The organism is Spirillospora sp. NPDC048824, assembly GCF_043198455.1.
Lineage (GTDB): Bacteria > Actinomycetota > Actinomycetes > Streptosporangiales > Streptosporangiaceae > Spirillospora.
In genome coordinates this window covers 20,889-40,944 of the sequence record NZ_JBICUS010000014.1, presented here as the reverse complement: position 1 = coordinate 40,944, position 20,056 = coordinate 20,889, and the positions used below count along the sequence as shown (strand labels likewise).

At 72.3% G+C, this 20,056-nt stretch carries 22 protein-coding genes; 17 read left to right on the top strand and 5 right to left on the bottom strand.

Going from position 1 to position 20,056, the window contains the following annotated elements:
- The first annotated feature begins 30 nt into the window (after positions 1–30).
- Together msrB and ACGFIS_RS25940 are read left to right on the top strand one after the other, a co-directional pair.
- Positions 31–432 (top strand): peptide-methionine (R)-S-oxide reductase MsrB, encoded by a 402-nt coding sequence (gene msrB / locus ACGFIS_RS25945; protein ID WP_392898548.1) that lies wholly within the window; start codon positions 31–33, stop codon positions 430–432.
- Between the two features lie 59 nt (positions 433–491).
- Entirely contained in the window at positions 492–1,109 is a 618-nt protein-coding gene (locus ACGFIS_RS25940) for a TIGR04222 domain-containing membrane protein (protein ID WP_392898550.1), read from the top strand.
- Here ACGFIS_RS25940 and ACGFIS_RS25935 read toward each other — a convergent pair.
- From ACGFIS_RS25935 to hemG, 3 genes are all read right to left on the bottom strand, one after another.
- Positions 1,106–1,681, bottom strand: a complete 576-nt coding sequence (locus tag ACGFIS_RS25935; protein WP_392898552.1) for a hypothetical protein — start codon at positions 1,679–1,681, stop codon at positions 1,106–1,108. The genes ACGFIS_RS25940 and ACGFIS_RS25935 overlap by 4 nt on opposite strands.
- 90 nt (positions 1,682–1,771) lie before the next feature.
- Positions 1,772–2,470, bottom strand: coding sequence for a hydrogen peroxide-dependent heme synthase (hemQ, locus tag ACGFIS_RS25930; protein ID WP_392898554.1), 699 nt, complete (start codon positions 2,468–2,470; stop codon positions 1,772–1,774).
- Positions 2,427–3,899, bottom strand: coding sequence for a protoporphyrinogen oxidase (gene hemG, locus ACGFIS_RS25925; protein ID WP_392898557.1), 1,473 nt, complete (start codon positions 3,897–3,899; stop codon positions 2,427–2,429). The genes hemQ and hemG overlap by 44 nt, the downstream gene beginning before the upstream one ends.
- Before the next feature lie 153 nt (positions 3,900–4,052).
- Here hemG and ACGFIS_RS25920 point away from each other — a divergent pair, with 153 nt between their 5' ends.
- Positions 4,053–5,165, top strand: a complete 1,113-nt coding sequence (locus ACGFIS_RS25920; protein WP_392898560.1) for a hypothetical protein — start codon at positions 4,053–4,055, stop codon at positions 5,163–5,165.
- 119 nt (positions 5,166–5,284) lie between these two features.
- On the top strand, positions 5,285–6,325 hold the full coding sequence (locus ACGFIS_RS25915) for a DUF4349 domain-containing protein (protein WP_392972852.1): 1,041 nt from the start codon (positions 5,285–5,287) through the stop codon (positions 6,323–6,325).
- Between the two features lie 14 nt (positions 6,326–6,339).
- Here the strand turns inward: ACGFIS_RS25915 and hemE are convergent, their stop codons facing one another.
- Positions 6,340–7,356, bottom strand: coding sequence for a uroporphyrinogen decarboxylase (gene hemE / locus ACGFIS_RS25910; RefSeq protein WP_392899581.1), 1,017 nt, complete (start codon positions 7,354–7,356; stop codon positions 6,340–6,342).
- 323 nt (positions 7,357–7,679) lie between these two features.
- On the opposite strand from hemE, the gene ACGFIS_RS25905 reads away from it, so the two are divergent.
- The 3 genes from ACGFIS_RS25905 to ACGFIS_RS25895 all read left to right on the top strand — a co-directional run bounded on the left by ACGFIS_RS25905 (position 7,680) and on the right by ACGFIS_RS25895 (position 10,087).
- Positions 7,680–7,874 (top strand): hypothetical protein, encoded by a 195-nt coding sequence (locus ACGFIS_RS25905; protein ID WP_392898565.1) that lies wholly within the window; start codon positions 7,680–7,682, stop codon positions 7,872–7,874.
- Between the two features lie 130 nt (positions 7,875–8,004).
- Positions 8,005–8,562, top strand: a complete 558-nt coding sequence (locus tag ACGFIS_RS25900) for a DUF3000 domain-containing protein (protein ID WP_392898568.1) — start codon at positions 8,005–8,007, stop codon at positions 8,560–8,562.
- Between the two features lie 325 nt (positions 8,563–8,887).
- Positions 8,888–10,087, top strand: a complete 1,200-nt coding sequence (locus ACGFIS_RS25895) for an HRDC domain-containing protein (protein ID WP_392972986.1) — start codon at positions 8,888–8,890, stop codon at positions 10,085–10,087.
- 73 nt (positions 10,088–10,160) lie between these two features.
- Here ACGFIS_RS25895 and ACGFIS_RS25890 read toward each other — a convergent pair whose 3' ends face one another.
- On the bottom strand, positions 10,161–11,816 hold the full coding sequence (locus ACGFIS_RS25890) for a long-chain-fatty-acid--CoA ligase (protein WP_392972850.1): 1,656 nt from the start codon (positions 11,814–11,816) through the stop codon (positions 10,161–10,163).
- Positions 11,817–11,973: 157 nt separating this feature from the next.
- Here ACGFIS_RS25890 and ACGFIS_RS25885 point away from each other — a divergent pair, with 157 nt between their 5' ends.
- From ACGFIS_RS25885 to ACGFIS_RS25840, 10 genes are all read left to right on the top strand, one after another.
- Positions 11,974–13,356 carry a Rieske 2Fe-2S domain-containing protein gene (locus ACGFIS_RS25885; RefSeq protein WP_392898573.1) on the top strand — a complete coding sequence of 461 codons (1,383 nt, stop codon included), beginning with the start codon at positions 11,974–11,976 and terminating at the stop codon, positions 13,354–13,356.
- A complete protein-coding gene (locus ACGFIS_RS25880) occupies positions 13,353–13,940 on the top strand; it encodes a 3-phenylpropionate/cinnamic acid dioxygenase subunit beta (RefSeq protein ID WP_392898576.1) in 588 nt (195 codons plus the stop codon). The genes ACGFIS_RS25885 and ACGFIS_RS25880 overlap by 4 nt, the downstream gene beginning before the upstream one ends.
- The gene (locus ACGFIS_RS25875; RefSeq protein WP_392898578.1) at positions 13,937–14,263 is read left to right on the top strand and encodes a hypothetical protein; all 327 of its coding nucleotides are present in this window, start codon (positions 13,937–13,939) and stop codon (positions 14,261–14,263) included. Before ACGFIS_RS25880 ends, ACGFIS_RS25875 begins: the two co-directional genes overlap by 4 nt.
- A complete protein-coding gene (locus tag ACGFIS_RS25870; protein ID WP_392972848.1) occupies positions 14,260–15,045 on the top strand; it encodes an SDR family oxidoreductase in 786 nt (261 codons plus the stop codon). The genes ACGFIS_RS25875 and ACGFIS_RS25870 overlap by 4 nt, the downstream gene beginning before the upstream one ends.
- 27 nt (positions 15,046–15,072) lie before the next feature.
- The gene (locus tag ACGFIS_RS25865) at positions 15,073–15,270 is read left to right on the top strand and encodes a ferredoxin (RefSeq protein ID WP_392898583.1); all 198 of its coding nucleotides are present in this window, start codon (positions 15,073–15,075) and stop codon (positions 15,268–15,270) included.
- Complete coding sequence (locus ACGFIS_RS25860; RefSeq protein WP_392898585.1) at positions 15,267–16,454, top strand: NAD(P)/FAD-dependent oxidoreductase; 1,188 nt, start codon at positions 15,267–15,269, stop codon at positions 16,452–16,454. The genes ACGFIS_RS25865 and ACGFIS_RS25860 overlap by 4 nt, the downstream gene beginning before the upstream one ends.
- The gene (locus tag ACGFIS_RS25855) at positions 16,451–17,257 is read left to right on the top strand and encodes a class II aldolase/adducin family protein (protein ID WP_392898588.1); all 807 of its coding nucleotides are present in this window, start codon (positions 16,451–16,453) and stop codon (positions 17,255–17,257) included. Before ACGFIS_RS25860 ends, ACGFIS_RS25855 begins: the two co-directional genes overlap by 4 nt.
- Before the next feature lie 32 nt (positions 17,258–17,289).
- Positions 17,290–17,667 (top strand): nuclear transport factor 2 family protein, encoded by a 378-nt coding sequence (locus ACGFIS_RS25850; protein WP_392898591.1) that lies wholly within the window; start codon positions 17,290–17,292, stop codon positions 17,665–17,667.
- Positions 17,668–17,836: 169 nt separating this feature from the next.
- The gene (locus ACGFIS_RS25845; RefSeq protein ID WP_392898594.1) at positions 17,837–19,093 is read left to right on the top strand and encodes an ABC transporter substrate-binding protein; all 1,257 of its coding nucleotides are present in this window, start codon (positions 17,837–17,839) and stop codon (positions 19,091–19,093) included.
- A 78-nt stretch (positions 19,094–19,171) separates the two neighbouring features.
- Positions 19,172–20,053, top strand: a complete 882-nt coding sequence (locus ACGFIS_RS25840; protein ID WP_392898597.1) for a branched-chain amino acid ABC transporter permease — start codon at positions 19,172–19,174, stop codon at positions 20,051–20,053.
- Positions 20,054–20,056 lie beyond the last annotated feature (3 nt).

The window sequence follows — 20,056 nt, the reverse complement described above, 5'->3', positions numbered from 1 at the left end:
GGAACGCCCCCGCCGGGTACCTTCGAAGGCATGGACAAGATCCGCAAAAGCGAGGATGAGTGGCGGGCCCGGCTCAGCCCGGAGGAGTTCCACGTGCTGCGGGAGGCGGGCACCGAGAAGCCGTTCACCGGCGAGTACACCGACACCAAGACCGTCGGGGTGTACCGGTGCCGCGCCTGCGGGACGGAGCTGTTCCGTTCGGCGACGAAGTTCGAGAGCCACTGCGGCTGGCCGTCGTTCTTCGAGCCGTCCGACTCCGAAGCGGTCACGCTGATCGAGGACCGCTCGCTCGGGATGGCCCGCACGGAGGTGCGGTGCGCGGTGTGCGACTCGCACCTGGGGCACGTGTTCCACGGCGAGGGCTACGACACCCCCACCGACGACCGCTACTGCATCAACTCGATCTCGCTCACCCTCGAACCCGCCGAGTAGGCAACCGGTACCGGCCCTCGGACGTCTCATGGACGACGCCATACCGCATGGGGGTCTCCATGAGCGAGTCCGGTCCCGACGAGTTGGGTCTCTACGAAGTCGCCCTGCTGTGCGGCGGGCGAGAGCGGGTCGCGCAGACGGCGCTGCTGGCCCTGTACGAGGCGCGCCGCATCAGAATCGGCCGGGGGACCCGGCGGGTCAGGGTCGTCCGGGATGAGTCCGACGACGCGGTGCAGGCCGCCGTCCTGGCGGAGATCCCCGACGTCGGGCGGCTGCTGGGCCAGGTGATCGCCGCGGCCGCCAAGGCGCCGCAGACGCGTGCCGCCGGGGACGGGCTGCGCGCGGCAGGGCTCCTGCGCGGCGGGCGGCTCCGTCCGACCCGCCGGGGCCGGGCGCTGCGCCGCCGCCTCGCGGACGAGCCCGGTACGTCCGGCCCCGAGCGCCTCGCCGCGCTCGGGCCGGCCGGAGTCGAGGACGCCTGGATCCGGGAGATCCTGGAGGCCGGCGACCCGAAGCCGATCAAGCTTCCGCGCAGCCGGGTGCGCGGCCACCGGTACAGCGGCAGCACGGCCGGCCATTACTACGGCGCGGAAGGCGCGGCCGACGGTGACGGCGGCGGCTACGACAGCGGCGGCTTCGACAGCGGCGGGGGCGGGGGCGGGGGCGGGGGGTTCTAGCGGGTCTCGCCGACCTCGCAGTCGTCCTTGTCGCTCTGCTTGTTGGCGAGGACGACGCTGCCGTTGCCGTCGCTCGTGCCGTGGACGAAGACGCGGGGCTCGTCGTCGCCGCCGTCGCGCAGGAACTCGGTCGTCCACTTGCACAGGTCGAGTGCCGGTTCGGAGTTCTCGTCCCCCTCGCCCAGGTCGGTGTAGACGCGGACGAACCGGCCGCTGCGGCGGACGTCGGTGACGTGCTTGACGACCTCGTCGTCCGGGTCCCTGGTCTCCAGGTAGGGCACCGCGTCGGGGATCTCGTCCGGGTCGCCGGCGGCCGCGGCCGTCTCCTGCGGTGCCGGTGAGGCGGCACCGGTGCGGGCGATGGCGGCGCGGGAGCCGGCGCCCGAGCCGCCGGTCAGCGTCAGCGCGGCGCCCGCGAGCGCCGCCGCCACCGTGAGCGCCGTCGCCGCCGCGGCCAGCCGGCGGCGCCGCGACTCCCGCAGCGACGCGGTCAGACGGTTCCAGCGGATCTCGATCCGGGACGGCGGCCGCGCGTGCCGTCCACGGGAATGCCTGGCGGGAGACTTGGTCACGGACGGCACCCTACTCAGGTTCCACCTCGTCCCAAGGCGGGTTGGCGATGTCCTCGGACAGGCTTGACGCCGTCCGAGGACAGGCGGGCCCTAGACGAGGTCGGCGACGAGTTCGGCGACCGGCTTGCGGCGGCCGGTGTAGAACGGGATCTCCTCGCGGGTGTACAGCCGCGCCTTCGCGCCGCGCAGGTGGCGCATCAGGTCGACGATGCGGTGCAGTTCGTCGGCCTCGAACGCCAGCATCCACTCGTAGTCGCCGAGCGCGAACGACGAGACCGTGTTGGCCCGGACGTCGGGATAGTCGCGCGCCATCTTGCCGTGCTCGGCGAGCATCGCGCGGCGCTCCTCGTCCGGCAGCAGGTACCACTCGTAGGAGCGCACGAACGGGTAGACGCACACGTAGGCGCGCGGCTCCTCGTCGGCGAGGAACGCCGGGATGTGGCTCTTGTTGAACTCCGCCGGGCGGTGCAGCGCCATCTGCGACCACACCGGTTCGCTGGCGCGGCCCAGCGCCGTGCGGCGGAACCGGGTGTAGACCTCCTGCAGGTCGTCCGACGTGGGCGCGTGCCACCAGAACATGTAGTCGGCGTCGGCGCGCAGCCCGGCGACGTCGTAGACGCCGCGGGTGGTCACGTCCTTCTGGCCCGCCTGGTCGAGGAGGGCCTGGACTTCGGCCGCGTCCTGCTCACCGAGCGTGCCCGGGTTCGCGACCCGGAAGACAGACCACATGGTGTAGCGGATGACGTTATTGAGTTCGCGTGCCTTCGGCTTGCCCGCCGGCTGCGTCATGGTCTGCTCCTTCTCGGCTGCGCAGATGGTCCAGTACCCGGGCGGCCGCCGCGCGTGCCGAGGCGATGCACGCGGGGATGCCCAGGCCGTCGTAGGCCGCGCCCGCGACGGCGAGCCCCGGCTCCCCGGCGACCGCGGACCGGACCCTGGCCACGCGGTCGGCGTGGCCAACGTTGTACTGCGGGAGGCCGCCGCCCCACCGGGTCACCCGTGTCTCGGCGGGCAGTTCGGTGACGCCGCACGTCGCGGCGAGCTCGGCCATCGCGGCGGCGGTCAGCTCCGCGTCGGTCCGCTGGAGCAGGTGCTCCTCGCCGAACCGCCCGATGGAGCAGCGCACCGCGATGACGTCGGGGTCACGGTCGCGCAGATGAGGCCATTTTACCGAGCTGAACGTGACGGCCTTGACCCCCCGCCCGCCGTTCTCCGGCGCGCTCTCCACGGCGGGGACGAGGTAGCCGCTGCCCTTAGGGAGCCGCGGGAACGCGGTGGCCCGGTAAGCGAGCGTGATGATCGCCATGCCGGCGTACTCGATGCCCTCCAGTTCCCGGGCGGCGGCCGGGACGTCGTCCTTGAGCAGCCGGGACGCGGGCGCCGCGGGCACCGCGATCAGCACGGCGCCGGCGTCGAGGTACTCCGGGTCGCGGGTGGGGCCGATGGTCAGCCGCCATCCGTCCGGGCCGCGGCGCAGTTCGCGGACCATGGCGCCGGTCCGGACCGTCCCTCCGGCGGCGGCGACGTCGTCGGCGACGAGGTGCGGGAGCGCGCCGAGGCCGTCCGGCAGGGTGGCGAACACGGGGCCGGGGTCCTTGGGCGCGGCGTCCCGGATGCCCTGGACGGCGTGGAGCAGCGAGCGGTGCGTGCGCGCGGAGGCGGCGACGGCGGGCAGCGTCGAGTCGAACGAGAGCCGCTCGACGAGACCCGCGTAGACGCCGCCGAGCAGCGGTTCGACGAGGCGGTCGACGACCTCGCGGCCGACGCGGGCGCCGATGTAGTCGGCGACGGACACGTCGGCGCCGCGCGGCGTCCCGGGCAGGACGAGGTCGAGCGGGACGCGCGCCAGCCCGGCCGGGGACAGCACCCGGGAGGCGGCCAGCGCCCGCAGGTCGGACGGGACGCCCATGACCTGCCCGGACGGGATCGCGCGCAGTGCGCCGCGGCTGAAGATCGCCGAGGAGGTGGTGCCGGGGTTGACGAGATCGCCGAGGCGGCCGAGGTCTCCGACCAGGTCCAGGCCCTCGGGACGGCGGGCGAGCATCGACTCGGCGCCCTCGTCCACCGGGATCCCGGCGATCTCACTGACCCGCAGCTTGCCGCCGATGTGGGGAGAGCCCTCCAGGACGGTCACCCGCACGCCGGCGCGGGCGAGGACGCGCGCGGCGGCGAGACCCGCGATGCCGGCCCCGACGACGACGGCATGGGACCTGTTCATGCCCACCAGCCTCCCAGACGCTCCAGGAAACCGTGCACCGGGTCGGGGCGACGCGGCGGGCTTCGGGTGCGGTCTCCCCGCCGGCTCCCGGTCGCGGAGTTCGTGGCCGGATTGACAAGACCTCCCGCACCGCGCCAGTGAATACTGGCATACATGATCTCCTGGAAGTCTCCACTCCTGGGCGCCGGCGCGATCGCCGCCGCCACCGTGCTGGCCGCCGGACTCGCCGCCCCCGCCTCCGCCGCGGCGCGGGGCGGCTTCGAGCGGGTGCCGCTGCCGTTCTTCTGGCCGAACAACAACCTCTACGACGTCGCGGCCGCCTCCCCCGACAGCGTGTGGATCGCCGGAAACCAGGGCGAGCTGGTCATTCCCGGCCCCATCCCGGGGACGGGCACGCTCATCCACGGAAACCCGGTCGTGCGCCGGTGGAAGAACGGCGGCTGGACGGAGTACGACCTCCAGGGCCTGGCCGGTCGCGGCACGATCATGGACGTCGACGCCGTCGGCCCCGAGGACGTGTGGATCACCGGCCCCGCGTACGGCTCCGGCGACACGGCGACCACCTACCTGGCGCATTTCACCGGCTCCGCCTTCACCCGGGTGGCGCTGCCCCCGGGCACAGACCGCGCCGACCTGCAGGCCCGCGCGTCCGGTGTGTGGCTCAGCACGGCCACCGACGTCCACCGCCGGACAGGCGGCACGTGGACGCACGTGACCGCCATCCCCGAAATGGAGCAGGACACCACCCATATCCGCGCCGATGACGACATCTGGGTCCTCGGCTCCGCCTCCCGGGAGGACCGGGCCCTCATCGCCCGGCACTGGGACGGGCGGTCCTGGCGGACCGTCCCGATGAACCTGCCGTCCGGGAACGATGCCGGCATCACCGACATGGTCGCGGTGTCACCCATGGACGCGTGGGCCATCGGCTTCGCATCTCCCGGCGCACCCGGCTCGCCCGTCCTGACGCACTGGGACGGAACCGCCTGGACGACCGTCACACCGCCCGCCGGCCTCAACAGCTTCAACAGGATCGTCCAGGGAGAGGACGGGACGCTCTGGATCATCGGGCACGCGGCCGACGAGCCCGCCAAGCCCGGCCTGCTCCGGTACAGCGGCGGGACCTGGGAGCGGGTGCCGACCACCGCCGTGCCGAACCGGAGCACCATCAACGCGACGGCGCTGGCCGTCGTCCCCGGCACGGGCGCCCTGTGGACGCTCGGCCCCGTCAACATCGGCGGCCCCGTCGTCCTCACCGACGGCTGAGCTCCCACGGTGGATCACGGCCCGAGCAGGGGCCGGGCCGTGACCCCCGCGTGCCTTTTTCGTGCCCGGATCGCGATGGGCCCGGGGAACGGTGATTTGTATCACCACGTCCAAGCCTCATGCGGATAGCGAGAAGCGTCAGGCACGCGACATGCGCGTTCATCGTCCTCCTGCTCGCCGGAATGCTGGCCGCCTGCGGGGGAAGTGACGGCGCGTCCGACGAATCCGGGTCCGCGGGCGGGACGGCCGCCCGGGCGCCGGCCGCCACGAGCGACGGCCGCGGCCAGGCGGGAGAGACGGCCGACGAGCGGGGGTCCGGAGGCGGCCGGGAGCCGGGGACCCGGACGAAGCCGCAGGCGCCCCTGGCCGCCGCGCGCGAGGTCATCCACTCGGCGGAGCTCCGGGTCAGGGCCGATGACGTCGACGCGTCCGCCGCCAAGGCCAAGCAGATGGTCACCGGGGCGGGCGGCTACATCGAGCGCGAGTCCAGCAGCACCGAGCCGTCGCCCCGCGCGGAGATCGCGCTGAAGATCCCGTCCGACCGCTACACCGACCTGCTGAACCGGCTCGGGACGCAGCTCGGGACCAGGCTGTCGCTGCGCCAGGAGGCCGAGGACGTCACCGGCGAGGTCGCCGACGTCGAGGCGCGGGTGCGCTCCGCGGAGGCCGCGCTCACCTCGTTCCGCAAGCTGTACGAGAAGGCGAACTCCATCGACGAGATCATCAACCTCGAAGGGGAGATCGCGGAGCGGGAGTCCGACCTGGAGTCGCTCCAGGCGCGCCAGAAGTCGCTCCAGCACCGCACCCGGTTCGCGACGGTGACCGTGACCCTGGTGGGCAAGTCCGCGCCGGCCGAGGAACCCGACGACGAGTCCGGCGGGTTCCTCGGCGGACTGCAGAGCGGCTGGGGGGCCTTCACGGCGTTCGCCGGAGGCGTCGCCACCGTGGTCGGCTGGCTCCTGCCGTTCCTCGTCACCGCCGCCGTGCTGGGCCTTCCGGTGCTGGCCTTCCGGCGTCGCCTCCGCGGCCGACTCCGGCGGGGAACCGCCCCGGCGGGCGGCGGCACCGGGCCGCACCCGGAGCCCGAGCCTGAGAGGGCCGCCGTCGGCGCAGCCGGGAACCCCGCGGAAGCGGGCCGGCCGGCCCCCCCGCCCGAGTAGGGCGTCCGGCGCGGCTAGCGCGTGTCCTCGGTGCTCGCCTCGTGGACGAGGTCCGCGAGGCGGGCCAGCACGTCCGGGTCCGTGGACGGCAGGACGCCGTGGCCCAGGTTGAAGATGTGCCCCTCGGCGGTGCGGCCCCGCGCCAGCACGTCGCGGGCGCGGCGCTCCACCGTCTCCCACGGCGCGAACAGGATCGCCGGGTCGAGGTTGCCCTGCAGCGCCTTGCCGGGCTCGACGCGGCTGACCGCCTCGTCCAGCGGCACCCGCCAGTCGACGCCGACGACGTCCGCGCCGGCCTCGCCCATCAGGCCGAGCAGCTCGCCCGTCCCGACGCCGAAGTGGATGCGCGGGACGCCGAGCGGCTCGATCTCGTCGAAGATGCGGCGCGCGTGCGGCAGCACCGATTCGCGGTAGTCCTGCGCGGAGACCGCGCCGGCCCACGAGTCGAAGACCTGCACGGCGCTCGCCCCGGCCGCGACCTGGACCTTCAGGAACGCGATCGTGAGGTCGGCCAGGCGGCCCATGAGGTCGGCCCACAGGTCGGGCTCGCCGTACATCATGGCCTTGGTGCGCTCGTGGTTCTTGGACGGGCCGCCCTCGATCAGATACGAGGCGAGCGTGAACGGGCCGCCCGCGAACCCGATCAGCGGCGTCGGCCCCAGCTCGCCGACCAGGCCCTCGACGGCCTCGGTCACGTACGGGACGTCGCCGGGTTCGAGGGGGCGCAGCGCCGCCATGCCCTCGGCGTCCCGGATCGGGTCGGCGATCACCGGCCCGACGCCCGGCTTGATGTCGAGGTCCACGCCGATGGCCTTGAGCGGCACCATGATGTCGCTGAAGAAGATCGCGGCGTCCACCGAGTACCGGCGCACCGGCTGCATCGTGATCTCGACGATCATCTCGGGGCGGGCGCAGGACTCCAGCATCGGGACGCCCTCGCGCAGCCGCAGGTACTCCGGCAGCGAACGCCCCGCCTGCCGCATGAACCACACGGGCGTGTGCGGCACCGGCCGCCGGCGGCAGGCCAGCAGGAACGGGCTCGTGGCGAGGCCGCCGTTGTCAGGCGGACTCGAAGCGACGTCGTCGGGACGGGCAGCGTCAGCGGTCACGTTGTGATGGTCCCACGAAACCCCGGTGACAGGGCACGGGGGTGGCACAGGACGGAAGCCGAGCGGAGCTCGTCGATTGAATGGTGGCGGGTGGTGGGTGGTGGGTGGGGGCTGGAGGACGGTGGCACGAACTTCCGGACACGCCGAGCGAAGTCCCGCATTCTGTCACCGGCGCGTGCGAACGTGATGCGTGTCATAGCCGAGGGAGGTCCCCCTTGTACTGCTCCACCTGCGGTGATGAACGTGTGTTCGAGCAGCCGCCATGTCCGGACGGTCACGGTGAGGAGTGCCCTGAGCGAGCGTGCATCGAGTGCGGCGCGGCCGTCCTGATCGGTTCGCCGCCACCCGCCCTGGCCGCCGCCCCGGCCATCACGACCGCCGCCGCCCCGGCGCGCGGAGCGGCCGCCGGCCGCGCCGCCAACGTGCGGGCCGTGGCCTGACCGGCCCGGCCCCCGAAACGAAACCTGTGCTGTGCCTGTTTCCCCTCCGCATCCTCTCGCCGCCCATGGCGGCGCCCCGCACCGGCATACCCGACCCGAGTCACACCCCCGCACCCAGGCCGGTCCACCTATGAACCCACCTGCCTTCCAGCGGGCCCAGGACACGCTGCGCGAGATCCTCGACGGCCCCGGCTTCCGGCCGGAACTCGACCTCGAGGACATGCCCGCGCCGCAGAGCCTGGCCCCGTACGCGGCGGCGATGTCCGGAAGCGTCTACCGCGACGACGACACCGAGGTCGCCATGGGCCGCCTCATCGTCCTGTACGACCCGGACGGCCGCAGCGGCTGGACGAACGGCTTCCGCATCGTCGCCTACATCCGCGCCGACCTGGAGCCCGACATCGCCGCCGAAGAGCTGATCGGCCCGGTCGCGTGGGACTGGCTCCTCGAGGCGCTGGAACCCGCCGGCTACGCGGACGTGTCCGGGACGATCACCCGCGCGGTGTCGGAGAGCTTCGGCGACAAACGCGGCGAGCCGTCCACCACCGAACTGGAGCTGCGCGCCTCCTGGTCGCCGACCGGCGAGGATCTCGCCGGGCACGTGACGGCCTGGTGCGAGGTGATGTGCACCACTGCGGGGCTGCCGCCGTCCGGTGTCGCCGCGCTGCCGAACGGTCCGGGCGGCTGAGCGACGTACGGTAGGGGACGTGAGCAGAGCGTCCGAAACCGAGGCGGCGGGGGAGAACACGGAAGAAGCGCACCTTTCTCGCCGGCCCGTGTCCCCGAGGCCCCGGTCGGACCGCCGACCCGAGGATGAAAAGGGTTCAGCAGGAGTGTCCGAAACGCGCGCCACCGGCCCCCAGGGGGATACCGGTACGGAGAAGACCACCGCCACGGGGCGGCCCGGGACCGTTCCAGCACAGCCCGCGGCAGCGCCCGGCCCGGCAGCGCCCCGCCCGGCGGAGCCCGGCACGGCGGAGGAGGAGGCCGGCACCGGTCCCCCGCCCGTTCCGCTGCTGGAACCGCGTGAGGGCGTCCCGTCGGTGGTCACCGAACCGGCCGAACTGGAACGTGTCATCGCGGCGTTCACCGCGGGCGGCGGCCCCGTCGCGGTCGACGCCGAGCGCGCCTCCGGTTACCGGTACGGCCAGCGCGCCTATCTGATCCAGCTGCGCCGCGCCGGCGCGGGCACCGCGCTGATCGACCCGATCGCCTGCCCCGACCTCTCCGTCCTGGACGCCGCGCTCGCCGACACCGAGATGGTGCTGCACGCCGCCAACCAGGACCTGCCGTGCCTGGCGGAGGTCGGTCTCCTCCCGCGGCGGCTGTTCGACACGGAGCTGGCCGGGCGGCTGCTCGGCTACCCGCGCGTCGGGCTCGGCTCCATGGTCGAGAACGTGCTGGGCTTCCAGCTGGAGAAAGGGCATTCGGCGGCCGACTGGTCGACGCGCCCCCTCCCGGAGGACTGGCTCCGCTACGCCGCCCTGGACGTCGAGCTGCTGGTCGATCTTCGCGACGCGCTGCAGGAGGAGCTGGAGTCGGCGGGCAAGCTGGAGTGGGCGCTGGAGGAGTTCACCGCGATTCTGGCGACGCCGCCGAAGCCGCCGCGTCCCGACCCGTGGCGCCGCACGTCCGGCATCCACCGCATCCGGAACCGGCGGGCGCTCGCCACCGTCCGCGAGGTGTGGGAGGCCCGCGACAAGATCGCCCGTGAGCGGGACCTGTCCCCCGGCCGGGTGCTGCAGGACGCCGCCATCATCGAGCTGGCGCAGAAGACCCCCAAGACGCCCGCCGAGCTGCAGGCGCTGCCCACGATGCGGGGACGCGGCGCCCGCCGGCACCAGTCGGCGTGGCTGCGCGCCGTGGCCCGCGCCCGCGACCTGTCCGACCGCGGGCTGCCCGAGTCCAACATCCCCGGCGACGGGCCGCCGCCCGCGCACCGCTGGGCAGACCGCGACCCGGAGGCCGCCAAGCGCCTCACCGCCGCCCGCGCCGTCGTCGCCGCGCTCGCCGACGAGCATTCGATGCCGTCGGAGAACCTCATGCAGCCCGACTCCGTCCGCCGGCTGGCCTGGACGCCGCCGGACGAGGCCTCCGCTTCGGCGATCGGCGCCGCGCTCCGCGACCTCGGCGCCCGCCGCTGGCAGGTCGAGCTCACCGCCCAGCCCATCGCCAGAGCGTTCTACCGCCTCGAATCCAAAGGCGACCTGTGAGCCGCCGGACGAGTCGCCCCGGGGAGTACGCCGTCCGCGGACGGGAGCGTGGTCCGCGAGCGGCGGCTACAGGTCAGCGCTCGCCGTAGAAGTCGGCGTACTCCTCGCGCAGGACCTTCTTGTCGAGTTTGCCGACACTGGTCATCGGCAGGTGGTCGACGACGAGGATCTCGTCGGGCAGCTGCCACTTGGCGAACGTGGCGGCCAGGTGGGTCCTGAGCCGGTCGAGGTCGACGTCGTGGCCGGGCTCGGGCACGACCAGGGCGACAGGGCGTTCTTGCCACCGGGGGTGCGGGGCGCCCACCACGGCGGCTTGGCGGACCGCGGGATGGCCCGCCAGGGCGTTCTCCAGGTCGATGGAGGAGATCCACTCCCCGCCGGACTTGATCACGTCCTTGAGCCGGTCGGTGATCTTCAGGTACCCCTCGGTGGTGATCACTCCCATGTCGCCGCTGCGCCAGTAGCCGCGGTGGAACTTGTCCGCGTCGTCGGACTTCCAGTAGCTCTCGGTGATCCACGGGCCCCGGATGCAGATCTCCCCCACCGACGTCCCGTCGTGGGGCAGGAAAGAGCCGTCGGCGCCCAGCAGCCGGACGTCCACACCGGCGACCGGCAGGCCCTGGGAGCGTTTGAGGTCCCAGAACTCCCGCTCACTCAGGCGCCCTTCCAGCGAGGGCTTGGGCCGGTTGGACGTGACCAGCGGCGTGGTCTCGGTGGCGCCGTACCCGTGGATGATCGAGGCGCCCGTCAGGTCGTGGTAGCCCTTGATCAGGCTCAGCGGCGGTTCGGTGGATCCTGAGATCATCCGCGCCCGGGACAGGTCCGGCGGCTCGGGCAGGGAGCGCAGGTACTCCAGCATCGGCGCGAAGATCGCCGGTGCCCCGTTGGTCACCGTGACCTCGTAGTCCACCATCGCGCGGGCCAGCACCCCGATCTCCTCGGCGGTGTAGCGCCCCGGCAGGACCACCCGCGCCCGCGCGTACACCGCCACCTGCGGCAGGCCCCAGCACTGGGCGTGGAACATCGGCGTCGTCAGCAGCACGTTGTCGTGGTCGCCCACCGCCTGGTCGGCCGCCCACATCATCGTGTGCAGCACGATCCCCCGATGGGAGTAGAACACCCCCTTGGGACGCCCCGTGGTGCCGGTGGTGTAGCACGCGCTGTAGGCCGAGGTCTCGTCGATCACCGGCCAGTCGAACTCGTCGCCCTGCCGGGCCAGCAGCGCCTCGTGGTCCACGGGATCCGGCAGCGAGGTTTCGATCTCCGCCAGCGGCCGGTCGCTCATCACCACCCAACGCCGCACCTGCGGGCACCGTGCCGCCAGCTCCTCGGCCTGCCCCAGCAGCGACTCGTCGACGCACACCACCGTGGCGCCCGCGTGGCGCACCACGTACGCGAGGTCGTCGGCGGCCAGCCGCAGGTTCATCTGCAACATCACGGCGCCGACCCCGGGGATCGCCCAGTACAGCTCGAAGTGCCGCAGGTGGTTCCAGTCCAGGACGCCCACCACGTCACCCGGACCCACGCCGATGCCGGCCAGCGCGTGCGCCGTTCGCGCCACCCGCCGCCACGTCGCCGCGTAGGACGTACGGTGCCAGTCGCCGGCCGCGTCCCGGAAGACGATCTCCTGCTCCGGATGGGTCACCACCGCCTGGCGGAACAGGTGCGTGGTGTTCAACTGGTAACTGTCCCCGTGCGTCGACGGGTGACCGGTCACGAGCTCGGACAAGGTGACACCTTCCTCCCCGGCGCGCGCCGGAACTGGAACGGGGGTCGTCCTGGACTTCGGACAGCAGCGCGAGTTCTCTTGATATCAGAAACGTTCTCCTTGACACGGGAAGACCCCGCGGCCAGAATACATTTCTGGCTTACAGAAAGAGGTCTCCGTGTCCGTCCCCCCCGACGTCGTCGGCCATGTGCGCAACGGGATGCTGCCGGCGCACATCTACAACGACTCCGAGATCTTCGCCGCCGAGCGGGACGCGATCTTCTCGCGGTCCTGGGTCTTCCTGGCGCACGAGTCGGAGATCCCCCAGGTCGGTGACTACGTGGTCCGCCGCGTCATGGAGAACTCGTTCATCGTCAGCCGCGCCAACGACGGCGCGGTGCACGCCATGTTCAACATGTGCCTGCACCGCGGCATGCAGGTGTGCCGCGCCGAGCAGGGCAACGCCTCGCACTTCCGCTGCCCCTACCACGGGTGGTCCTACCGCAACGACGGCCGCATCGTGGGCCTGCCCTTCCACCGGGAGGCGTACGGCGGCGAGGCCGGCTTCAACAAGCGCGGGCAGCGGCTCCTCCCCGCACCGGCGATGGACACCGTCAACGGCCTGATCTTCGTCTCCCTGGATCCCCAGGCGCCTCCGCTGCGCGAGTTCCTCGGCGACTTCGCGTTCTACCTCGACTACTACACCCGGCAGAGCCCGAGCGGGGTCGAGGTGCTCGGGCCCCAGCGGTGGCGGATCAAGGCCAACTGGAAGATCGGCGCGGAGAACTTCGCCGGGGACATGTACCACACCCCCCAGACCCACGCGAGCGTCGTGGAGATCGGACTCTTCCGCGAGCCGAAGGCCGAGAAGCGCAAGGACGGCGCGACCTACTGGGCCACGAGCGGCGGGGGGACCACCTACAAACTGCCTCCGGGGACGCTTGAGGAGCGCCTCCGCTACGTCGGCTACCCCGACGAGATGATCGACCGGATGAAGCGGTCGTGGTCGGCGCGGCAGCTCGACCTGATCGGCCGCGACGGTTTCATGGTCTCCGCGGCGTCGCTCTTCCCGAACCTCAGCCTCGTCCACAACTGGCCCAGGGTGGCCGACTCCGACGACGTGCTCCCCTTTGTGTCCCTGCGCCAGTGGCAGCCGATCAGCAAGGACGAGACCGAGGTGCTCTCCTGGTTCGTCGTCGACAAGGAGGCCCCGGAGGAGTTCAAGGCACTGTCCTACAAGGCCTACCTGATGTGCTTCGGCAGCAGCGGGATGTTCGAGCAGGACGACGTGGAGAACTGGGTCTCACTGACCGCCACCGCCGCCGGCACCATGGCGCAGCGGCTTCTCCTCAACGGCCGCATGGGCCTGCTGCCCGACGGTTCGACGATCGCCCCGGCCCTGGGCGTCGACGAGTGGTCGGGCCCGGGCGAGTCCCGGGTCGGGTACGGCGAGTACAACCAGCGCCACCTGATGAACCGCTGGGCCGACCTCATCGAGGCGGGGCCCGTCGAGGCGGCCGACGTCACGGTCGGCGTTCCGGGGCGGGAGGACGCCCGATGACCGCGCACATCCCCATCGACTCCGCCGACAGCCCCCTCGGCGCCCGGGCGACCCCGGCCGTCCCGGTGGGCGGTCCGCTCCCGTTCTCCGATCCCGTGCATCTGGCCGCCCACCAGTGGCTGGTCGACGAGGCCTACCTGCTGGACCGGCGGGAACTCGACAAGTGGCTCGCCCGGATGACCGAGGACGTCCACTACTTCATGCCGATCCGGGTCACGACCTCCCTGGGCAGCGGCTACGACACCGCCCGGCGCATGGCGCACTTCGACGAGGACCTCTACTCCCTGGAACGCCGGGTCGCCCGGCTGCGCACCGAGCACGCGTGGACCGAGGACCCGCCGTCACGGCTGCGCCACCACCTGTCCAACGTGCGCACCTTCGCCACCGACGTGCCCGGCGAGATCCTCGTGGAGTCGGCGGTGCTGCTCTTCCGCAGCCGCGGCGACGTCAACGAGCCGTCCCTGCTCTCTGCGGGGCGCAGCGACGTACTGCGGAGCGTCGACGGCGCCTGGCGGCTCGCCCGCCGCCACATCGCGGTCGACGAGTCGGTGCTCCGCACCCAGAATCTGGCGGTCTTCCTGTGAGCCTGCACTGGGAGGGCGAACTCCGGGACCAGGACCGCGCCCAGGCGGCCGCGGACGAGTTGGCGGCCCTGCGGGCGGGGCAGGTCGGCGAGCCCCTGATCCTGGGCAACGAGTTCTCCGAGATCCGGGTGAGCCTCGTCCGGACCCGCAACGGCGTGCGCCTGCTGGTCGAGGCGGCCAAGTCCGGGCAGTGGGTCACCCTGGACCCGCTGGAGCTCGAGGCCCTCACCTGGCAGGGGCCCGCGACGTTCTCCGCGATGGTCGGCCGTCCGTTCTCCTCCCTGTTCCCCGAGCAGGACGACGCGGGGGAGCCGGCCTCATGAGCGCCCCCGTGCTCGACGGCCGGCGAGCGCTGGTCGTCGGCGCCGGGTCGGGCATCGGCCGTGCGGTGGTGGAACGGTTCATCGCCGAGGGCGCGGCGGTGGTGGCCGTGGAGCGCGACGAAGCCAAGTGCGATGACCTGCGCAGCGCGGTCCCCGGCATCGAGGTCGTCCACGGCGACGCCTGCGAGGCGTCGGTCAACCACGACGCGGTGAGCCGGTGCCGGGAACTGCACGCCGGGCTGGACGTGCTGGTCCACTGCGTCGGCATCTTCGACTTCTACCGTCCCCTCGACGCCGTCGCCGAGGACGCCTTCGACGACGCGTTCGACGAGATGTTCTCGGTCAACGTGCGAGCGGCCATGCACGGCGTCCGCGCCGCGCTGCCGGAGCTGCGACGCAGCCGCGGGAACATCGTCCTGACGGAATCGACCTCCGCCTACCAGCCGGGCCGGGGCGGCGCGCTCTACGTCTCCACCAAGTTCGCGATCCGCGGACTGCGCATCGCGCTGGCCCACGACCTCGCCCCCGATGTCCGCGTCAACAGCGTCGCCCCCGGCGGCACCGTCGGCACCCGGCTGACCGGCGCGCGATCCCTGGGGCTGGACCAGCAGCGTCTCGACGGCCCCGGTCGCGCCGCAGGCATCGCCGCCCGGGTCCCTCTGCAGGTGGCGCTCTCCGGCGAGGACCACGCCTGGAGCTACCTGTTCCTGGCGTCACCGATGTCCCGAGGGATGACGGGCACCGTCCTCCACAGCGACGGCGGCGCCGGCGTCAAAGGCTGACAGCGACACGAGAACGGGGAGTGCCGAGTGCACATCGTGAAGGCGAACACCGAGGCCTGCCAAGGCTATGCCAGCTGCGTCATCGCGGCTGACGACTACTTCGACATCGACGACGGCGGCCTCGTCGTGCTGCTGGCCTCCGAGGTGCCCGAGGCCGACCGCGAGCGCGTCGACCGCGCGGCCCGCAGCTGCCCCGCCGCGGCTCTCCGGCTCGAGGGAGCATGACCGGCGACCTGGTGATCGTCGGCGCCTCGGTGGCGGGAGTCACCCTGGCCCGGACCCTGCGCTCCCGCGGCTTCACCGGCCGCGTCCGGCTGGTCGACCGGGACGCGGAGGAGCCCTACGACAAGCCGCCGCTGTCCAAAGGCCGGCTGGAGGAGCCCGTCCGGCTCCTCACCCGTCCGGAGGCGGAACGGCTCGGGCTCGAACTGCTGCTCGGCGTCGAGGCGACCGGCCTGGACACCGGGGCCCGCCGCCTCGCCCTGTCCGACGGAAGGCGGCTCCACTACGGCGCGCTGGTGATCGCCACCGGGGTGCGGCCGAGGTCGCCGGCCTGGACCGGATCCGGTGTCCACGTGCTGCGGACGCTGGCCGATGCGCGTGCACTGAATGCCGCCCTCGCCCGTGGCGGTGACCTCGTCGTGGTCGGCGCCGGCTTCATCGGGGCGGAGGTCGCCAGTACCGCGATCTCCCAGGGGTGCCGGGTCACGCTGGTGGATCCGCTGCCCAACCCTCCTGCCCGGGTCGTCGGCCGGCGCGTGGGCGACCGGATCCTCACCTGGCACGACCGGGCAGGCGTGAACCTGAGGTTGGGCAGGGTCGTCGAGGCTCTGGACCATCTCGCCGACGGGATCGGGGTCCGGCTCGACGACGGGGAGGTGCTCCGCGCCGATCACGTGCTGGCGGGCATCGGAGCAGAGGCCGACGTGGAATGGCTGGCCGGGTCGGGCCTGCACCTGGAGGACGGCATCGCCTGTGACCGGCACGGCCGCGCCCTGGGGGCCGACCACGTCTTCGCCGCCGGCGACATCGCCGGGTGGGCGACCGCGGACGGAGGTTCCGGCCGGCGGATAGAGCACTGGAACTCCGCCCAGGAGCAGGCCAGGTGCCTCGCGGCGACCCTGCTCGACCCCGAGCGCCCGCAGGCCCCCGGCGACGTACCCATGGTGTGGAGCGATCAGCACGGCCGCACCATCCAGATTCTCGGTGCCGTGGACCCCGCCGTCGAGCCCCGGCTGGTGGAGGACGCGGACCGGCTGCTCGCCCTGTGGGACGCCGACGGACGCGTGATCGGCGCGGTCTCTCTGGCGTGGCCGCGCGGCTCCCTGGCCGCCCGCCGGGCCATCGCGGGCGGCGCCCCGGTGACCGCGGTCCTCGACGCCCTGGCTCCCCTGGAGGCCGCCCGATGACGGCGGACGTCCACGACGGCGACCTCTGGGAACTGCGGGACCGGCTGGCGGCGGGATGCCGGGTGCTGGCGGCCCGCGAACTCGCTCCGGGGTTCCTCGGCCACATCAGCCTCCGCCTCGACGACGAGCGGATCCTGGTGCGGTGCCGCGGCCCCCGGGAGTCGGGCCTGGCCCACACCACTGCGCAGGACGTGCGGGTGGTGACCCTCGACGGCGAACCCGGCCTGCCCGGCGAGCTGGACGGCTGGACCGTCCCGCACGAACTCCCGCTGCACACCCGGATCCTGCGCCGGCGTCCCGACGTCCGGTGTGTCGTGCACGCGCACCCCCGGCGCACGGTCGCCGCCGATCTGGCCGGCCTGGTCCTGGAGCCGCTCGTGGGGGCCTACGACATTCCGGGCTCCGCACTGCTGGAGAGCGGCGTCCCCGTGTATCCGCGCTCGGTGCTGGTGTCCAGCGACGCGCTGGGGGACGAGGTGGCCGGGCACCTCGGCGGCCATGCCGCGGCGCTGCTCCGCGGGCACGGCGTGGTGGTCACCGGCGGCTCGGTCCCCGAGGCGGTGCTCCGCACCGTCTCCATCGACGAGATCGCCCACCTCTGCCTGCTCGTCGCCTCCGCCGGGGGACGCCCCCGTCCCATCGACGCGGCCGACCGCGCCGAGCTCCCCGACCTCGGGGAGAGCCTCAACCTGGACGTCGCCTGGCGCCACGAACTCTCCCGGCTGCCCGAGCCTCCCCACCGTCCTCCAGCCCCCGCCCACCGCCATTCACCGGACGAGCCCGGCTCGGCCGGGCATTCCTGATCCGACCGACCGGTTCCACGAGGAGCGTCCCGTTGTCCGACCACATCACCGCCATCACCCAGCTCTACGCGCGCTACAGCTTCGCCATCGACGCCGGGGATCTGGAGTCCTTCCGCGACTGCTTCACCGCCGACGGCCGCATGGAGATCACCGGCGGACCCGTCTTCGCCGGCGCCGAGGGACTGGCCAAGGTGATCGCCGGCCGTACGGCGGAGTCGCCGCGCCACGAGAACAGCAACGTCCTCGTGGACCTCGTCGACGACGCGCGCGCCACGGGCCGGGCCTACTTCGTGCTCCGGGGAACCGACGGCCGACCGGCCGGTGCGGGAGATTACGTCGACCGCCTGGTCCGCCTCGATGCGGGATGGCGTTTCGCCTCGCGACACATCACGTTCAGCTGGCGAGCCTGACGCGACCTCGCTCCAACGCTGTGACCCGCAACGATGCCGCAGCAACGCCCCGAATCGGGTTTTCTCCAACTTGCAGAGTCCCTCTCTTCTATTTCTGTTTAGTCTGGTCTAATCTTTGTGAGCCGTGTCACCGAAGCACGGGTCCCCCGACCGAGAGAGACACAACCCCATGCTCAAGAAGTCCATGACCGCGCTGGCGGTCGCCTCCCTGATGACCCTGGCCGCCTGCGGCAACGGCTCGGGCTCCGGCAAGGCCGACACAGGGGCCGACGGCGTCGCCATGGGCCCCGGGGTCACCGACGACGAGATCAGCGTGACCGTGATCAGCGACTTCTCCGGGCCCATCGCCCAGGGCGGCATCGCCGGCTCGCTCGGTGTCGAGGCCAAGATCGACCAGGTCAACCGGGCGGAGGGCGGCATCTGCGGACGCAAGGTCGTGGTCGACAAGCGCGACACCAAGTACGACCCGCAGATCACCACCCAGCAGTACCGCGCCGCGGCGCCCAAGAACCTGATGGTGGCCCAGTTCGTGGGCACCGCCGGCCTGAACGCCGTCCAGGCCAACATCAAGCGGGACGACATGCCGACGCTCTCGGCGTCCATCAACACCCAGACCCTCGATCTCCCCAACGTCTACGTCGCCATGCCGCCCTTCGAGGTCGAGCTCATCAACGGCCTGGTCTGGGCCGCCGAGAAGGCCGGCGCCTCGTCCGCCAAGACGGTCAACGTCGGTTTCGTGACGTCGGCCGACGAGACCGGCAAGATCTACCTCGACGCCCTCAACCACGCGGCGAAGGCCACCGAGGGCGTGAAGGTCGTCGCCCAGCCGACCTACACCAACGCCGACACCGACTTCACGGCCCAGATCAACGACCTCAAGAACGCCGGGGCCGAGATCGTCATGCTGGGCGTCACCCCCGCCCAGACCGCCGGCATCATCGGCCAGTCGGCCCAGTTCGGCTACAAGCCGACCTTCGTGTCCAGCTCGGGCGCCTGGGCCTCCAGCCTCGGCAAGCCCCTGGACGGCCTGCTGGGCAACTACTTCATCTCCGGCGGCTACGGCACCCTCAATGACGACAACGCGGGCATCCAGGCACTGACCAAGGCGCGCGACGCCTACGCACCCAACGCGAAGCCGGACAACTTCCAGGTCGGCGGCTGGATCAACGGGACCGTGGTCGTGGAGGCGCTGCGCAAGGCGTGCAAGGCCAAGGACCTCACCCGCGAGGGCGTGAAGAAGGCGATGGTCGACCTCAAGGTCCCCTTCGACGGCATCCTTCCGGCGATCGACCTCGGTGACGGCGACTCGATCGTGAGCTACCAGTCCCGCATCAACAAGATCGGGAAGGACGGCGTCCAGGAGCCGGTCGCCGAGTTCTTCGAGTCCGGGGCCGCGAAGTCCTGGGACGCCTCCAGGGGCAACTGACGACGCGGGGCGTGTGCGGGCTCAAACGGGCCCCACACCCCCCGCTCCATTCCCACCACCCCGACCCAGGATCTCCAGATGACCCTCTTCCTCCAGCTCGGCTTCCAGGGCGTCGCCCTGGGCCTGGTCTACGGGCTGATCGCGCTCGGGTTCGTGATCATGTTCAAGGGCTCCCACACCTTCAACTTCGCGCACGGCGGGTTCGTGGCCATCGGCGCCTACGTCGTCCTGACCCTGCTGCCCCGGATGCCCTACCTGTTCGCCTTCCTCGGAGCCGTGGCGATCACCGTCGGCCTCGCGCTGGTGGTCGAGCGGATGCTGATCCGCGGCCTGATCGGCCGCTCGGTGACCGTCGTGGTGCTCGCCACCCTGGGCATCTCGACCATGCTGCACAACGCCATCCTGATGGTGTGGGGCGTCGGCAGGCACGACTCGGTGGGACCGGTCGGCTCCGGCACCACCACGGTGGGCTCGGTCGTGCTGCCCAACAGCGCCCTGGCCACCGTGGTCGTCTCCGTCGTCGTCCTGGCCGCCGTCGCGTTGTTCTTCCAGCGGACGCGGCACGGGCTGGCGCTGCGCGCGACCGCGAGCAGCCAGGAGGCGGCCCTGGCCCAGGGCATCGACGTAGGGCGGATGTTCGCGCTCTCCTGGGCCCTGGCGGCCTTCCTCGCGGTGACCGCGGCGATCTTTCTCGCCTCGTTCCCCCGCGTGGTCTCCCCCAGCATCGGCGACCTCGCACTGATCGCGATCCCGGCGATCGTCATCGGAGGCATGGACTCACTGATCGGAGCCGTGGTCGGTGGCCTGGTCGTGGGGCTCACCCAGGTCCTGGGCTCCAACTACCTCAGCGACATCGGCGGCGGCCGCCTGCACGACGTACTGCCCTATGTGCTCATGCTCCTGGTCCTCCTGGTCCGGCCGTACGGCCTGTTCGGCAGCCGCAGCATCGAAAGGGTCTGAGCC

What these genes read in the sequence shown, in the direction of transcription:
- msrB (WP_392898548.1), top strand. Translation starts at nt 31, where the DNA reads ATGGACAAGATCCGCAAAAGCGAGGATGAGTGGCGGGCCCGGCTCAGC.
- ACGFIS_RS25940 (WP_392898550.1), top strand. Translation starts at nt 492, where the DNA reads ATGAGCGAGTCCGGTCCCGACGAGTTGGGTCTCTACGAAGTCGCCCTG.
- hemQ (WP_392898554.1), bottom strand. Translation starts at nt 2,470, where the DNA reads ATGACGCAGCCGGCGGGCAAGCCGAAGGCACGCGAACTCAATAACGTC.
- hemG (WP_392898557.1), bottom strand. Translation starts at nt 3,899, where the DNA reads ATGAACAGGTCCCATGCCGTCGTCGTCGGGGCCGGCATCGCGGGTCTC.
- ACGFIS_RS25920 (WP_392898560.1), top strand. Translation starts at nt 4,053, where the DNA reads ATGATCTCCTGGAAGTCTCCACTCCTGGGCGCCGGCGCGATCGCCGCC.
- ACGFIS_RS25915 (WP_392972852.1), top strand. Translation starts at nt 5,285, where the DNA reads ATGCGGATAGCGAGAAGCGTCAGGCACGCGACATGCGCGTTCATCGTC.
- ACGFIS_RS25900 (WP_392898568.1), top strand. Translation starts at nt 8,005, where the DNA reads ATGAACCCACCTGCCTTCCAGCGGGCCCAGGACACGCTGCGCGAGATC.
- ACGFIS_RS25880 (WP_392898576.1), top strand. Translation starts at nt 13,353, where the DNA reads ATGACCGCGCACATCCCCATCGACTCCGCCGACAGCCCCCTCGGCGCC.
- ACGFIS_RS25870 (WP_392972848.1), top strand. Translation starts at nt 14,260, where the DNA reads ATGAGCGCCCCCGTGCTCGACGGCCGGCGAGCGCTGGTCGTCGGCGCC.
- ACGFIS_RS25860 (WP_392898585.1), top strand. Translation starts at nt 15,267, where the DNA reads ATGACCGGCGACCTGGTGATCGTCGGCGCCTCGGTGGCGGGAGTCACC.
- ACGFIS_RS25855 (WP_392898588.1), top strand. Translation starts at nt 16,451, where the DNA reads ATGACGGCGGACGTCCACGACGGCGACCTCTGGGAACTGCGGGACCGG.
- ACGFIS_RS25845 (WP_392898594.1), top strand. Translation starts at nt 17,837, where the DNA reads ATGCTCAAGAAGTCCATGACCGCGCTGGCGGTCGCCTCCCTGATGACC.
- ACGFIS_RS25840 (WP_392898597.1), top strand. Translation starts at nt 19,172, where the DNA reads ATGACCCTCTTCCTCCAGCTCGGCTTCCAGGGCGTCGCCCTGGGCCTG.